General features: G+C 49.0%; 15 protein-coding genes. 6 read left to right on the forward strand and 9 right to left on the reverse strand.

The window, feature by feature from the left end:
• The first annotated feature begins 12 nt into the window (after window positions 1–12).
• Window positions 13–1,113: a metallophosphoesterase gene (locus tag ACTTKA_RS04780; RefSeq protein ID WP_442724173.1), complete on the forward strand. Its 1,101-nt coding sequence runs from the start codon at window positions 13–15 to the stop codon at window positions 1,111–1,113.
• The gene (locus ACTTKA_RS04785) at window positions 1,110–2,240 is read left to right on the forward strand and encodes a metallophosphoesterase (protein ID WP_442724174.1); all 1,131 of its coding nucleotides are present in this window, start codon (window positions 1,110–1,112) and stop codon (window positions 2,238–2,240) included. Before ACTTKA_RS04780 ends, ACTTKA_RS04785 begins: the two co-directional genes overlap by 4 nt.
• Window positions 2,241–2,353: 113 nt before the next feature.
• Here ACTTKA_RS04785 and serS read toward each other — a convergent pair whose 3' ends face one another.
• From serS to rplU, 4 genes are all read right to left on the reverse strand, one after another.
• Window positions 2,354–3,625, reverse strand: coding sequence for a serine--tRNA ligase (serS, locus tag ACTTKA_RS04790; protein ID WP_442724175.1), 1,272 nt, complete (start codon window positions 3,623–3,625; stop codon window positions 2,354–2,356).
• Between the two features lie 73 nt (window positions 3,626–3,698).
• On the reverse strand, window positions 3,699–4,175 hold the full coding sequence (locus ACTTKA_RS04795; RefSeq protein ID WP_442724176.1) for a C40 family peptidase: 477 nt from the start codon (window positions 4,173–4,175) through the stop codon (window positions 3,699–3,701).
• A 216-nt stretch (window positions 4,176–4,391) separates the two neighbouring features.
• Entirely contained in the window at window positions 4,392–4,670 is a 279-nt protein-coding gene (gene rpmA / locus ACTTKA_RS04800) for a 50S ribosomal protein L27 (protein WP_014225219.1), read from the reverse strand.
• Between the two features lie 20 nt (window positions 4,671–4,690).
• Complete coding sequence (rplU, locus tag ACTTKA_RS04805) at window positions 4,691–5,008, reverse strand: 50S ribosomal protein L21 (protein ID WP_014225218.1); 318 nt, start codon at window positions 5,006–5,008, stop codon at window positions 4,691–4,693.
• A 281-nt stretch (window positions 5,009–5,289) separates the two neighbouring features.
• On the opposite strand from rplU, the gene glmM reads away from it, so the two are divergent.
• Together glmM and ACTTKA_RS04815 are read left to right on the forward strand one after the other, a co-directional pair.
• The gene (gene glmM / locus ACTTKA_RS04810) at window positions 5,290–6,678 is read left to right on the forward strand and encodes a phosphoglucosamine mutase (protein WP_442724177.1); all 1,389 of its coding nucleotides are present in this window, start codon (window positions 5,290–5,292) and stop codon (window positions 6,676–6,678) included.
• A 129-nt stretch (window positions 6,679–6,807) separates the two neighbouring features.
• Window positions 6,808–7,350, forward strand: coding sequence for an RNA methyltransferase (locus tag ACTTKA_RS04815; RefSeq protein WP_442714174.1), 543 nt, complete (start codon window positions 6,808–6,810; stop codon window positions 7,348–7,350).
• Here ACTTKA_RS04815 and ACTTKA_RS04820 read toward each other — a convergent pair.
• The 5 genes from ACTTKA_RS04820 to pheT all read right to left on the reverse strand — a co-directional run bounded on the left by ACTTKA_RS04820 (window position 7,327) and on the right by pheT (window position 13,043).
• Window positions 7,327–7,941 (reverse strand): DUF4294 domain-containing protein, encoded by a 615-nt coding sequence (locus tag ACTTKA_RS04820; RefSeq protein ID WP_442724178.1) that lies wholly within the window; start codon window positions 7,939–7,941, stop codon window positions 7,327–7,329. The two genes, ACTTKA_RS04815 and ACTTKA_RS04820, sit on opposite strands and share 24 nt — an antisense overlap.
• A 4-nt stretch (window positions 7,942–7,945) precedes the next feature.
• A complete protein-coding gene (locus ACTTKA_RS04825) occupies window positions 7,946–8,620 on the reverse strand; it encodes a peptidylprolyl isomerase (RefSeq protein ID WP_442724179.1) in 675 nt (224 codons plus the stop codon).
• A gap of 53 nt (window positions 8,621–8,673) precedes the next feature.
• On the reverse strand, window positions 8,674–9,579 hold the full coding sequence (locus ACTTKA_RS04830) for a nucleotidyltransferase (protein WP_442724180.1): 906 nt from the start codon (window positions 9,577–9,579) through the stop codon (window positions 8,674–8,676).
• Between the two features lie 250 nt (window positions 9,580–9,829).
• Complete coding sequence (locus ACTTKA_RS04835; protein WP_014225212.1) at window positions 9,830–10,552, reverse strand: YebC/PmpR family DNA-binding transcriptional regulator; 723 nt, start codon at window positions 10,550–10,552, stop codon at window positions 9,830–9,832.
• 28 nt (window positions 10,553–10,580) lie between these two features.
• Window positions 10,581–13,043, reverse strand: coding sequence for a phenylalanine--tRNA ligase subunit beta (pheT, locus tag ACTTKA_RS04840; RefSeq protein WP_442724181.1), 2,463 nt, complete (start codon window positions 13,041–13,043; stop codon window positions 10,581–10,583).
• Window positions 13,044–13,206: 163 nt separating this feature from the next.
• On the opposite strand from pheT, the gene trmD reads away from it, so the two are divergent.
• On the forward strand, window positions 13,207–13,881 hold the full coding sequence (gene trmD, locus ACTTKA_RS04845) for a tRNA (guanosine(37)-N1)-methyltransferase TrmD (protein WP_442724182.1): 675 nt from the start codon (window positions 13,207–13,209) through the stop codon (window positions 13,879–13,881).
• Window positions 13,882–13,928: 47 nt separating this feature from the next.
• Entirely contained in the window at window positions 13,929–14,831 is a 903-nt protein-coding gene (locus ACTTKA_RS04850) for a CPBP family intramembrane glutamic endopeptidase (protein WP_442724183.1), read from the forward strand.
• The last annotated feature ends 93 nt before the right edge of the window (window positions 14,832–14,924 follow it).

The following is a 14,924-nucleotide window of genomic DNA, read 5'->3' on the forward strand; positions in this document are numbered from 1 at the left end:
CGCAGACCCTACATGTTAGTTGTTTTCATTTTGATGTTGTGCGCCTACATAGGTGCCAATAGTTATATTTTCATCCGTGGATTGCAGACCATGTCCTCTTTTCCGACTGTCTTCAAATGGGCATTCGGTATCTTCTACTGGCTGTCTGCCCTCTCCATCCTCCTGCTCTTCGCGCTTCGCAACCGCGAAAAAGCAGATGTCTGGGGACATGTTTTCTTTCAGTATGCTACCGGATGGCTCGTCTTCACACTCTACATGACGATGGCTTTGCTGTGCTTCGATTTTTACCGGCTCTTTAACCGCTCGTTTGCACAAGGCTTTGGTATCTCCCTACTCCTAACGGCTGGAGTGCTTGTCTACGGATATATCTGTTACCTCAACCCGGTGGTACGCCACCTGCATATCGATATTCCCAAGATGCCGACCGACTCAACAGTCACCTCCCTCAAGGTCGTTGCCGTCAGCGACATCCATCTCGGACTCGGTACTCCTAAGGTGCGTTTGCAAGACTATGTCGCAAGGATTAACGCCGAGCATCCTGACCTCGTGCTCATCAGCGGCGACCTGGTCGACCATAGCATACACCCTCTGCGCGAGGCACACATGGATGAAGAGTTGAAACAAATCAAGGCGCCTCTTGGCGTTTATCTGGCACCGGGCAACCACGAATACATCAGCGGCATCGACGCATGCGTCAGGTATATCAGACAGACAAACGTACGTTTGCTGCGCGACTCGGTAGCGACTCTTCCCTGTGGTATACAGATCGTAGGACGTGACGACCGCAGCAACCGGCAGCGCCTTGCGGCCGGAGAACTGATGCGCCTTATCGACCCGCGCCGACCGGTCATCGTACTGGATCATCAGCCTGTCGAGCTGCTGCAAGCGCAACAGGCCGGCGCCGACCTGCTCTTCTGCGGACATACGCACCGCGGACAAGTATGGCCCCTCACGTGGTTTACCGACCGACTGTTTGAACGCAGTTACGGCTACGAGCAGCGCGGAACGATGCACCTCTATGTCTCGTCCGGTCTCTCCCTCTGGGGACCGCCCTTCCGGATCGGAACACGCGGAGAGTTGGTAGTCTTTCACCTTTCATTTCGCCGGCCATGAAAGTGTTTCTGCAAGCCATCGTCGGACAAATCCTCTTCAACCTCTATATTTTTTACCGGGGTAAACAGGCGCTGCCGTCGCAAAAAAAGTGGCGCATTCCTTTTGTGCTCTTTTTCCTGATCGAATGGACAACGTATTTCTATGGATTCTTCTTTCACGAAGACCTGCCGGATCACGTCATGATTCCGATCCTGTACTTCTGCGGCACATGGTACGTTGCATCCATCTATCTGATGCTCGGACTGCTGACCGCCGATCTCCTCCGGCTGACAAACCGTATCAGACCGTGGATTCCCGCATTTATCACCACCCGAAGCCTGCGTCTGAAACGCTTTTACTACGTGTTCCTGCTGGTCGTCACCGCCGGACTGATGATGCGCGGATATTATAATGTAACGCATCCCGTAGTGACCTATCAGGACATACACATCCCGAAAAACGTGGAGGGACGCGACAGCCTCACCATCGCTCTGATAAGCGACACTCATTTCGGCGAAATCATCGGCAAAAAGAGCGCGGAACGCTTTGTGGCGCTCTGCAATGCGCAACGACCTGATATCATAATTATTAACGGAGATATCATGGATTACGAGTCACGTTTTGCCGAACGCGCACATATTGAAGATGACCTGCGAAAGCTCCACGCTCCGTTAGGCGTTTATATCACGTTAGGTAATCACGAATACCGCGCCAACCGCTTCGCCAAACTGCGCTGGTTGCAGAAAACGGGTGGGGTACTGCTCGTCGATTCGGTCGTCATGCCCGACGACAGTACGTTCTACCTCGTCGGCCGTGACGATGCCACAAATAAAGGACGAAAGCCGTTGAGCCGTCTACTCGATGGCGTGGACAAGAGGAAGCCTGTGATTGTAGCCGATCATCAGCCGCGTTTCGACGAGATCGTGATGAACCGCTGCGACCTGGGACTTCACGGCCACACACACAACGGTCAGTTCTGGCCTTACAGCTGGATCATCAAACTGGTCTACCGTTGCTCGTACGGTTACTACAAAGAAGGCGCTTCGCAGTTTTATATCTCGTCCGGCATCGGTTTTGCCGGGCCACCCTACCGCATCGGCACAAAATCGGAATTGGCCGTGATCCGAGTGATCTTTCATCGCAATTAAACATTAAGACGGTGTGCCAAACGTTTCGTTTCAACACACCGTCTTCTATTTGAATCGGACTTAATCGCCCCTCTTAAAAAACTCTTCGTGGAAAAATACGGTAGCCCCCCGTATCAGTCAATCAGTTCAAATCCTGTATAAGGAATGAGCGCTTGAGGAATCCGGATACCGTTCGGTGTCTGATTATTCTCCAGCAAAGCCGCGACGATACGAGGTAAGGCCAAGGCGCTTCCGTTAAGCGTATGACAGAGCTGAACCTTTTTATTGGCATCGCGATAGCGACATTTCAGGCGGTTGGCCTGATAATTCTCGAAGTTAGACACCGAACTGACTTCGAGCCACCGTTTCTGTGCAGCGGAATACACTTCGAAATCAAACGTCAGCGATGAGGTAAAACTGAGATCACCGCCACACAACCGCAGGATGCGCCACGGGAGTTCTAACTTTTCAACGAGCGTCTGAACATAATCGAGCATCTCCTGCAAGGATTGATACGAGTGTTCGGGCTTATCGATACGGATGATCTCGACCTTGTCGAATTGATGCAAGCGGTTTAAGCCCCGCACATCTTTTCCGTACGAACCGGCCTCGCGACGGAAGCAAGCCGAATAAGCCGTATTTTTGATGGGAAGATCAGCCTCATTTAAAATCACATCTCTGTAAATATTCGTAACCGGCACCTCTGCGGTCGGGATCAGATACAAATCGTCCAGACCGACATGATACATCTGACCTTCTTTGTCGGGCAACTGCCCCGTTCCGTAGCCGGATTCCGTATTTACGACGTATGGCGGTTCAATCTCAAGATAGCCGGCCTCACGTGCGTTGTCTAAGAAGAAATTGATGAGTGAACGCTGCAACCGTGCCCCCTTTCCCTTATAAACGGGAAAGCCCGAACCGGTGATTTTAACGCCAAGTTCAAAATCAATAATGTCGTATTTTTTTGCCAATTCCCAGTGAGGCAGAGCATCGGCAGGAAGTTCGGGTACCACGCCTCCTTTCTTTTCACACACGTTATCTTCAGCACCTTTACCCTCAGGCACAGATTCATGCGGCATGTTGGGTATAGAAACTAAATATTCATGGATTTCATCCTCGGCCTGTGTCTTCGTTGCTTCTAACTCTTTATTGGTATCTTTCAGCCGGGCTACCTCGTTCTTAGCCTCTTCGGATTCAGCCGTTTTTCCGTCTTTCATCAGCAAACCGATCATTTTTGAAATCCGGTTGACCTCGGTCAGGTTTGCGTCTAAAGTTGTTTGTGCATTGCGCCGTATTTTATCCGCAGCGATAATCTTATCGGTGATTTCCTTGGCATCGTAATGCTTGACGGCCAGCCGGCGAATGACTTCGTCCTGATTTTCTGTGATAACTTTTATTGTCAACATATTCCTTCTCGTTTTTTTACAGACAACAAAGATACATAAGTTTACGGAATGTTGATTCGCCTGCCCCAAAAAACTACCGCACCACCCCTCCGGTAATCCAGCGTTTTTTGTAATAAGGCTCGTCTAAACTGCTAATGATAACTCCTTTTGAGGTGCTCGAATGAGCGAACTTTCCATCTTTCAAGTAAATGCCGACATGCGACGGGCGCTTCGATTTTCGGCGGGTATAGAAAAAGACCAGATCTCCTTCGCACAAACTTTTTTTGTTGATGCGCTCACAATTCGCAGCCAACATGGCAGCCGAAGAACGTGCAAGAGTTTTGCCGTAGATCTTCTTGTAAATGTTCGTAACGAATCCCGAACAATCGGTTCCTTTCTTCGTGCTCCTCCCCATCTGGTGCGGAGTACCGATCCACAGCGCAACCATCCGGTAAAGTTCCAGATTATCCTCATCCGTCAATGGTATTCCTAACCGGTACGAAATATCTTCCGTAGCCTCCGAGACAGCGATCGTAGCCATTCCCCTGTGTGCCGCGCACGACAAAACCATAATGTTCATCAAACACAAGGCAAGCCACACGATCCTCTTTTGCCTAATACACCTGAAATAATTCATTGATTGATCTGTTTTAAGAAATATGTAAACAACAAACAGAGGCTGTCCTTCCGAGTTTATGACTCTTCTGGGCAGCCCCGATCTTTTTTTGTACGGAAGAATCTGTCTATTCTTCTCGCTTACTGCAACTCAGCAGCCTCCTCTCGCCACTTACGAATTCTCAGCTACTGTTTCTGAGGTACTCTTGACCGAGATATACGAACGATTTTCCCTGCCTTTGCTGAAAACAACGACCCCGTCGATCAATGCGTAAATCGTATGGTCTTTGCCCATGCCTACGTTTTTACCCGGATGAAACTCCGTACCCCGTTGGCGTGCAATAATATTTCCGGCTTTTGCCATTTCGCCACCGAACAGCTTAACACCTAACCGTTTGCTTTCCGATTCGCGACCGTTCTTCGAACTTCCGACTCCTTTTTTATGTGCCATTTTCTTCTACTTTTTAAACGTTAAGCAATAATTTGTTTGATATTCAACTCGGTAAACTGCTGACGATGACCGTTCAACTTGCGATGTCCTTTTCTTCTCTTCTTGTGGAATACCAGAACCTTATCTCCCTTTACCAACGGAGAAATGACTTCGCATACAACCTTTGCTCCTTCAATCGTAGGCGTACCTACCTGAACTTTACCGTCGGTATCGACCAACAACACTTTGTCGAACTCTACCGTTGCCCCACTTTCCGCATGACGCATGTGGTGAACAAATAATTTTTTTCCTTCCTCAGCCTTAAACTGCTGACCGTTAATTTCTACAATTACGTACATCTGTCTTCTTAATTATTAACAGGTTATTTCCCGGGGGTGGACGCCTTTTTACGCCTCTTGTTCTACCCTCTGCAGATTTTTTAGGGTGCAAAAATACGCATTTTTTTCGAACCGGACAAATTATCTATTTTTCAACTGCTGTATTTTCCGAATGGTAAGCACAACTAACGGATAAAAACAGGTAGGAACAATGCGGATTTCGATTTCGATAATTTTATTCGAATATCCATAATTGCTGATTTTATGCTACCTTTGCGACATATTAAAAATTTGCAAATACAATGACATTGATTAAATCGATTTCCGGTATCCGCGGGACGATCGGCGGTGCACCGGACGACGGACTTAATCCGTTGGCTATCGTAAAATTTACGGCGGCTTATGCCACGTTTATTCGTAAAAACACATCGGTAACGACGAACCGGATTGTCGTAGGGCGGGATGCCCGTATGTCGGGACTGATGGTAAAAAACATCGTGATTGGAACCTTGACGGGAATGGGCTTCGATGTGGTCGATATCGATCTGGCTACGACACCTACCACCGAACTGGCCGTAACGATGGAACAAGCTTGTGGCGGAATTATCCTGACGGCCAGCCACAATCCTAAGCAGTGGAACGCCTTGAAACTGCTGAATGAAAGAGGAGAATTTCTCAATGCCGAAGAGGGGGGCGAGGTTCTACGGATCGCCGAAGCCGAAGATTTCACATTTGCTCCGGTCGATGCGTTAGGTAAAGTAATTACGGACAACCGCTACAAGGAACGCCATATTAAGCATGTGCTCGGACTTGAATTAGTCGATGTCGAAGCGATTCGTGCAGCCAATTTCCGCGTCGCCATCGACTGTGTCAATTCGGTCGGCGGCATCGTTATCCCCGAGCTGCTGTATGCGTTAGGGATCAAGGAAATTTGCAAATTACACTGTAATCCGCACGGGAATTTTTCGCATAATCCCGAACCCATTCCGGAACATCTGACCGAGCTTGCGCAATTGACGAAGCAGGCCAAAGCCAATGTAGGCTTCGCAGTCGACCCCGATGTAGACCGCCTGGCCATTGTCTGTGAAAACGGTGATATGTTTGGTGAAGAATACACGCTGGTCGCCGTCAGCGACTATGTGCTTTCACATACGCCGGGCAATACGGTGAGCAACCTGAGCTCGAGCCGGGCGTTGCGTGATGTTACCCGCAAACACGGTATGGAATATCATGCGGCAGCCGTCGGCGAAGTGAATGTCGTATCGAAGATGAAAGAAACAAATGCCGTGATCGGAGGAGAGGGCAACGGCGGCGTGATTTACCCTGCCAGTCATTACGGGCGCGACGCGCTTATCGGAATCGCATTGTTCCTTACTCATCTGGCAAAGAAAAAGATGAAAGCAAGCGAATTGCGAGCTACATACCCCAACTATTTCATTTCAAAGCAACGCGTAGACCTGAGTCCGTCGATTGATGTGGACGCCATACTGGCTAAGGTAAAAGAAAAATTCTCGCAGTACGACCTTACCGATATTGACGGAGTAAAGATCGACTTCCCCGATAAATGGGTACATCTGCGCAAGAGTAATACGGAGCCGATTATCCGTATCTATGCAGAGGCACATACGATGGAGGAAGCCGATGCGTTAGGCCGTGAGCTGATAGACATTATCAAAGAATGTGCGTCATAAACGGGAGATACTTGCATCTCATCCGTTTCCGAATATACCGGAGAGGCTGGACACAAAGATGATTTGGATGCAGCCTCTCTTTTTCGTTCCTAAAAAAGCGTTTTTCTTTGTCCCTCAAATATTCGATTTATGCGCAAATTGAAAATAACCGAACTGAATCGTCTGACGGCCGATGAATATAAAACCGTCGCTAAACTGCCTGTGGTAGTAGTACTTGATGAAGTAAGAAGCCTGAACAATGTAGGCTCCGTATTCCGTACAGCCGACGCATTTCGTATGGAGGCCGTTTACCTGTGTGGCATTACGGCGACGCCTCCGAATGCGGAGATTCATAAAACGGCATTAGGAGCTGAAGAAACGGTCGAATGGCGTTACTATAAGGATACGGCCGATGCCGTTGCTGAACTTAAGCGGCAAGGATATATGCTTTGTGCGCTCGAACAGGCTGAAGGAAGTATTTCTCTTCAAGACCTTTCACTTGATATCAATCAAAAATATGCAATTGTTGTAGGACATGAGGTAAAAGGGGTGCGACAAGCTGTGGTTGATACCTGCGATATGTGTATCGAAATTCCTCAATGTGGCACGAAACACTCGCTGAATGTATCTGTTGCGACAGGGATGGTACTATGGGAGATATTCAAGCAGTTAGATCGCCCCGCACTCCACTAACAAAACTACACGTTCGGTCATGGCGTCTTTGCCTTGGGGATCGTACTCCGATTTCAGGCTGGCCCCAAACATACCGGCAAAAATATTCCAAAAACCGGCACGAAAACTGCCGAGAAAAGCCTTGGCCAACTCATAGCTCGTCTGATTGCATTCGCGGTCGACAAGCCTGATCAACAACTTGCCCTGCGAGAGGCTCATCTTTTTCAGTTCGGGTTTATACTCGTTGAACAGTTCTTTTTCCATCCGTTTGAGGTGCGCTTTCTTTGTCTTCTCGTCCGGAAGGGTTTCGATGTACTCGTATGTTTCGATCAACGTCTCGTAGATCAGTTTAGCGTAAGGAAGTGTGCGTTTGACATCACGCACAAGTTTATTGTATTTCTGCCGCTCCTTCTCGTTCCGGAATTTCAGCTCGGGGAAGACGTACACATGCGGCAAGCGAACCAATGGAATCGTATCTTTGCCGTCTAAGACCCCTCTCACATACCCATCGGGAACAGTCAGACGGATATCGGACGTTGCCGGAGCTTGCGCGAATCCGCTCACACAACCCCAAAGAAGCAACCCTGCAATCAGATATCCGTACCGTTTCATAGTCTCATTCGTCAAGGATTTTCATAGACCGTATCGCGATATTTTTCAACGGACGGTCGTTCGTGTCGGTCGGTACGAACTGAATTTTATCGACCACTTTCATGCCTTTTACCACCTCGCCGAAGACGGTATAAGCACCGTCGAGATGCGGAGCGCCTCCTTCCGTCATGTAAGCCTCGCGCTGTTCGGGGGTGAGTTGTATGTTTTTTTCACGTTCCATCTTATCCAGCTCCATGGAAGTAAAGAACTTGCCTGTCACGATATAAAACTGCGAAGCCGACGAGGCGCGTTCGGGATTGACATCGTCGCCCGTACGTGCTGCTGCCAGCTGCCCGCGTTTATGAAAATATTTCGGATAGACGATCTCAGCCGGAATAGTATATCCCAGATCACCGTCGCCAAGCTTCTTCTCGGGCGGCGCATCTTTCGATGTCACATCCCCCGCCTGAATCATAAACTGCTTGATCACCCGGTGAAACAGCAGACCATCGTACTGATGCTTATTCACTAACTTGATAAAATTGTCGCGATGTTGCGGAGTCTCGTTATATAATCTGACGGTGATTTTACCTTTGTCGGTATCAATCAGTACCATGGTTTCCTTTTCCTGCGCCTGAAGACGTATCGCACCGAACAGACACAAGCCGCATACCCAAGCGATATGGATTATTTTTTTCATTCCGATTCTTCTGCAATATTCCACTGATATAACCATTCCGGCCTGCATCCGGTTCAACCGAACAACTGAGCGGGATATTCGCCCGCATCGATCAGTGCTTGAATCTTATCAACCACTCCTTGACGATCAGCCGCATACGTTACACCAAACCATTTCGATGTCGTATCCAATACTTTAACACGCGCCTTTCCATTTGTGATCAACTCGTTAACCATCAACGGAATAAAATATTCGGCTTTCGGATTGTCGATATTTTCTTTCAGAAACTCTTTGAAGAACGCTTCCGAATACGCAAAATAATCGGGTGTAAAGCCCCACATATTCATCGATACCGGCGTATTCTCTTCCAACGTAATGATCTGCCCGTGCTCGTCCGTGAACTGAATCTTGCCGTCAATGCGCTCGATCGCTGTGCGCTCCACGACCGACGTGAGATAGTTCTCCTCGTTCGTTTCGCAAACGCCACGCGCCACTGACCCGCTTTCGCTCAGGGTATTGCCTACACGAAAACCAACCATGCAATACGTATTTTCTTTTCCTTCCGATTTCGACAATTCCTCACCGATGACCGCAAAACTGTCACGCCCGTAAAAATCGTCGGCATTAATCACCGCAAACGGTTCCCGAATAACCTCCTTACCCATCATGACCGCGTGATTCGTGCCCCACGGCTTCGTGCGTTCAGGAGGACAAGTGAAACCTTCCGGCAATTTGTCGGACGACTGGAAAACGACTTCCACCGGGATATGATTCTCGTATTTGGACAAAATTTTCGACCGGAAGTCGGCCTCAAAATCTTTCCGTATGACAAAGACCACTTTTCCGAATCCGCCACGAATCGCATCGAATATCGAATAATCCATAATCGTCTCGCCATTAGGCCCTAAACCGTCTAACTGTTTCAATCCTCCGTAGCGGCTTCCCATGCCGGCCGCCAGCACAAATAATGTTGGTTTCATATTATTCTTTTGTTTTTTTTGTGGCAAAGGTAGAAATAAAAATCGAAAGGATGAAGCGTGGTAATCAGCTGCTATGACTCAAGTGGTTTATTGTGTATTCATCAAGTTATCACGGTTTCAGGAAACAGATTCTCTGCATCGTTTTTTGGAACCGTAAAGACGTATTAATCGCATGGATTACGGGGCTATATAAACATTCTCCAGCGGAATGTGATAGTCCCCGCCATACATACGACTTCTTCTAAAGCGCTTACTCGTCGATCTCCTTCATGTTATGAAAAACATTCTGGACGTCTTCGTCTTCTTCCAGTTTCTCAATCAGCTTTTCGATACTCTCACGCTGCTCGGGAGTCACTTCTTTCACGTCGTTCGGAATACGAAGGAATTCGCTCGTTGTAATCTCGTAGCCATTCTCTTCGAGGTATTTCTGAATGGCCGAATTTTGAGAGAAATCTCCATAAAGCACAACTTCGTCTTCCTCTTCATAAACTTCGTCCACTCCAAAATCAATCAGTTCCAACTCCAACTCATCCAGTGACATTCCTTCCTTTTTGGTGATATGAAACACACATTTATGATCGAAAAGAAACTCCAACGATCCGCTTGTGCCCAGCGATCCGCCGGCCTTATTGAAATAGCTGCGGACGTTGGCCACGGTACGCGTCGTGTTATCGGTTGCCGTTTCCACAAAAATCGCAATCCCGAAAGGTCCGTAGCCTTCATAGTTCATCTCTTTATAATCGGTATAGTCTTTCGAGCTGGCTTTTTTAATGGCACGATCGACATTTTCTTTCGGCATATTTTCCTTCTTCGCTGTCTGTATCAACACACGAAGACGCGGGTTATTTTCCGGCTCAGGGCCACCGGCCTTAACGGCGATGGTGATTTCTTTTCCCAGCTTCGTGAATACGCGGGCCATATTTCCCCAACGTTTAAATTTCCGCGCCTTGCGGAACTCAAATGCTCTTCCCATAGCTTATATCCTTTTTTTTGATTTGTTTTTATCTTAACTGCGCGCCCAATTTCTCTTCCAAATTCTTTTGCAGGCGTGCCATAATACCATCAATTTGCTTGTCGTTAAGCGTCTTTTCCGCATCTTGCAGGTAGAAACTGACGGCATACGATTTTTTCCCCGGCAACAGCTTCGAGCCTTCGTACACATCGAACAGGGTAACTTTTTTCAGCAACTTACGCTCCGTTTCGAAAGCGATCCGCTCAATCTCCTCAAACGTCACGGACTGATCGACGAGCAAGGCCAAATCACGCTTCACTTCCGGAAATTTCGGAATCTCGACAAACACTGTTTCGGCCTTTCGTGTTTCCTTCATCAGGGTCGACCACAACAACTCGGCAAAATACACTTCATCGTCGATATCCATCTTCTTCAATATCTTCCGGCTGATTACACCGAACGTACCGAGCGTGCGTCCCGAAGCCGAGCCAATGGTCATGCCCGACGTATAAATATCATTCGAAAAAGTGCTCCACGTGAGCTTTTTCATGTTCACGCCCAGACGTCGCAAGATATTTTCGACATGCGCTTTGAGTTCATAGACCGAAGTCTTCTCGTCAGCATGCATCCAGCTGTTTTCCAATCTATAACCACTCATCCATAAGCCCAGTCGGTATTCTTCACTCAATCCGGACAAGGCCTCGCCCTCCTTTTTCTCGGCGGGCTGATAAGCATAGCAATTGCCGAACTCAAAAAAGCGAATCTGTTTTTGTTTATGATTCAAATTGTACGCGATACTTTGCAAACCTCCGAACAGCAATGTCCGACGCATCACATTCAGGTCGGCGCTGAGCGGATTCATCAATGCCACACATCCGTCGGCCGGTAGCGAGGTCAACTCTTCATAATACCCGCGTCGCGTCAGTGAGTTATTCATAATCTCATGGAAGCCTGCCCCGCAGAGCTGCTCCGAGATCAACGTCTCCATGCGGTAGCTGCGATCGGCCGGCGCCTGATAGCTCAAAGTCGATTGCAGGTGTTCACTGAATCCCACATGATTATATCCGTAAATACGAAGAATATCCTCGATCACATCGACATCGCGGCGTACATCGATACGATATACCGGCACACGTAACGACAATCCTTCAGCCGTCTCCGAGACAATCTCCATTTCAAGCGACGACAAAATACTTTTCACCGTTTCCGCGGGAATTTCCTTCCCAATTACCGTATTGATCTTCCGGTACGTAATCTCGACCGGATACGGTTCTGCTTTCGTCGGATAGACATCCTGTACCTCCCCGACGATCTTCCCTCCGGCCACTTCCTGAATCAGCAATGCCGCACGTTTAAGCACATAGAGCGTCCGGTTCGGGTCTAAACCGCGTTCGAAACGAAACGATGCATCTGTATTTAAGCCGAAGCGCCGCGCTGTTTTGCGGATCCATGTCGGATGAAAGCAGGCAGACTCAAGGAATACATCGGTCGTTTGCTCCGCCACCCCGGAATCCAGCCCGCCGAACACGCCGCCGATACACATAGCCTTCTCCGTATCACAGATCATCAGATCATTTGCGGTCAAGGTACGTTCCACTCCATCGAGCGTTACAAACTTCGCACCTTCCGGCTCGGTACGTACCACGACTTTATTTCCTTTGATTTTAGACGCATCGAACGCGTGCAGCGGTTGCCCCGTTTCATGCAACACGAAGTTCGTTACGTCTACCACGTTATTGATCGGACGCAAGCCGATGGCGGACAAACGGTTCTTCAGCCAGTCCGGACTTTCTCCGACGGTCACCCCGCGGATCGTCAGTCCCGAATAGCGCGGGCAGGCCTCCGTATTAGCCACCTCGACAGTAATAGACGGCGACGGATCGTCAACCTGAAACGCTTCGACCGAAGGGAGTCTTAACTCGGCAGGCTGTCCCTTTTGCTTAAGGTAGGCTGCCAGATCGCGTGCCACACCATAGTGCGACGTCGCATCTACGCGGTTGGGAGTAATATCCACCTCGAGCACGTAATCGCTCTCCACACGGTAATATTCTGCGGCAGGCATACCGACCCGCGCGTCGGCCGGAAGGACGATGATTCCCGCATGATCGTTGCCGACACCGATCTCGTCCGCAGCACAAATCATGCCCAACGAGACCTCACCGCGTATTTTACTTTTTTTGATGATAAACTCTTCGTCGCCGTGATACAGCTTCGTACCGACCGTCGCTACCACCACTTTCTGCCCTGCCGCCACATTCGGAGCACCGCAGACGATGGGCAACGGTTCGCCGGAACCGACATCAACCGTCGTCAGATGAAGATGATCCGAATTGGGATGCTCCGTACATGTCAACACTTCACCGATCACCAGTCCGGCCAGTCCCCCCTTGATCGACTGTACCTCTTCCACACTGCCGGTCTCAAGACCGATCGAAGTCAGCGCCTCCGCCACTTCGTCGGGAGTCAGATCAAACGGCAAATATTCTTTTAACCAATTATATGATATATTCATTTCTACGTATGAGTTTTTCTCAAAAAAAGATGTGCAAAGATAAAAATTAATAGGCAACCGCCAATCGCCAACCGCCATTTTTTCGTACCTTTGCCGTCTACAGGTCGGTAACCGAACATGCCCGACGGCATCAGGAAGCGCCTGTATCCCAAAATTTTTTATAATGCGAATAGATATTCTGACCGTACTCCCCGAAATGATTGACGGCTGCATGAACTGCTCCATTCTGAAGAGAGCGCAGGACAAGCAGCTTGCAGAGATACACCTGCATAACCTGCGAGACTACACAACGAACAAATGGCGACGGGTAGACGATTACCCGTTCGGAGGAGAAGCCGGCATGGTAATGCAGATCGAACCGGTCGACCGCGCGATCACGACGCTCAAAGCCGCACGCGATTACGACGAGGTGATCTATACTTCGCCTGACGGAAAAATGTTTGATCAGCCGATGGCCAACCGCCTGTCGCTGCAGCAAAACATCATTATTCTTTGCGGGCATTACAAGGGGATCGATTACCGCATACGTGAACACCTGATCACCCTGGAAATTTCGGTCGGCGACTACGTACTGACAGGGGGCGAGTTGGCGGCAGCCATCATCGCCGACGCGACGATCCGGCTCATACCGGGAGTCATCGGCGACGAACAGAGCGCGCTCTCCGATTCGTTTCAGGACGGACTGCTTGCGCCACCCGTCTATACGCGACCGGCGGAATACAAAGGCTGGAAGGTGCCCGATATTTTGCTCTCTGGCCACGAACGTAAAATCGCCGACTGGCGTCTCCAACAAGCACAGGAACGTACGGAACGACTACGTCCCGACTTGCTCAAATAAACAATAAACAAATGTATTATAACTCATAAACATCATAATTTATCCTTATGATTCGACTCCATTTGAACGATCATCCGCTCGTCGCGGCAGCCCGGGAAAGCCGGTTCAAACCACACCCATTGTTGCAGATACCCATTTTTATCGGCATTTACATCGCCTCACTGCTCCCTACGATTCTCCCATACGTTCTTTTCCTGCTGCTGAAAGATGCCAACGCCCCCGGTGACTCGGCGATGGATACCGAAAAGTTGATCATTCTGTTCAGTTGTGCGCTTAGCGCGCTTGTCGTTGTGCTCTACTGTCGTTTTGCCGAAGGACGCAGCTTATTCTCGATGGGATTTGTCCGTAGAGACGCATGGATACATTATTTGAGGGGAATAGCCGTCGGATTCGTCTTTTTCAGTACGGTGTACTTGGCGCTTATCGCTACCGGCTCCGTCACGTTCGACGGGCTGAACAGCAAAGCAAGCCTCGCCATGCTTTTTCTTTTCTTCTTCGGGTTTGTTATTCAAGGCGCTCAGGAAGAAATCCTGACACGCGGTTACTTTATGATGAGTCTGTCGACACGGCTGCCCGCCATTACCGCGATCCTGATCAGTTCCTTCACCTTTTCTGCGCTGCATCTCTTTAACAGCGGTTTTGGTCTTTTAGCGTTCGTCAATCTCGTGCTATATGGTGTTTTCCTTGCGGTATACATGCTCAAAACCGGCAATATATGGGGCGTATGTGCCATCCATTCGGTCTGGAACTTCAGTCAGGGTAATTTGTACGGTATGCCTGTGAGCGGAATGAACATCCTGGAGACAAGCCTCTTCTCTTCGAGCCTCGTTGAAGGGAAAGAATGGCTTAGCGGCGGAGCATTCGGACCGGAAGGGGGCGTGATCACAAGCGCCGTCTCCATCCTGGCCATCGTACTAACCCTGCTGCTCGGGAAACGTTCTTCCGAATGAAACGAAAAGGGTTAACTGTCTTTTTTTTCGCTGCCTTTCGGGCATATATCCCAAAAAGTTCTTACTTTTACAGATGAAATTTGACAGCCCCTG

Origin of the sequence: Tannerella sp. (assembly GCF_052170195.1) — a bacterium.
GTDB lineage: Bacteria > Bacteroidota > Bacteroidia > Bacteroidales > Tannerellaceae > Tannerella.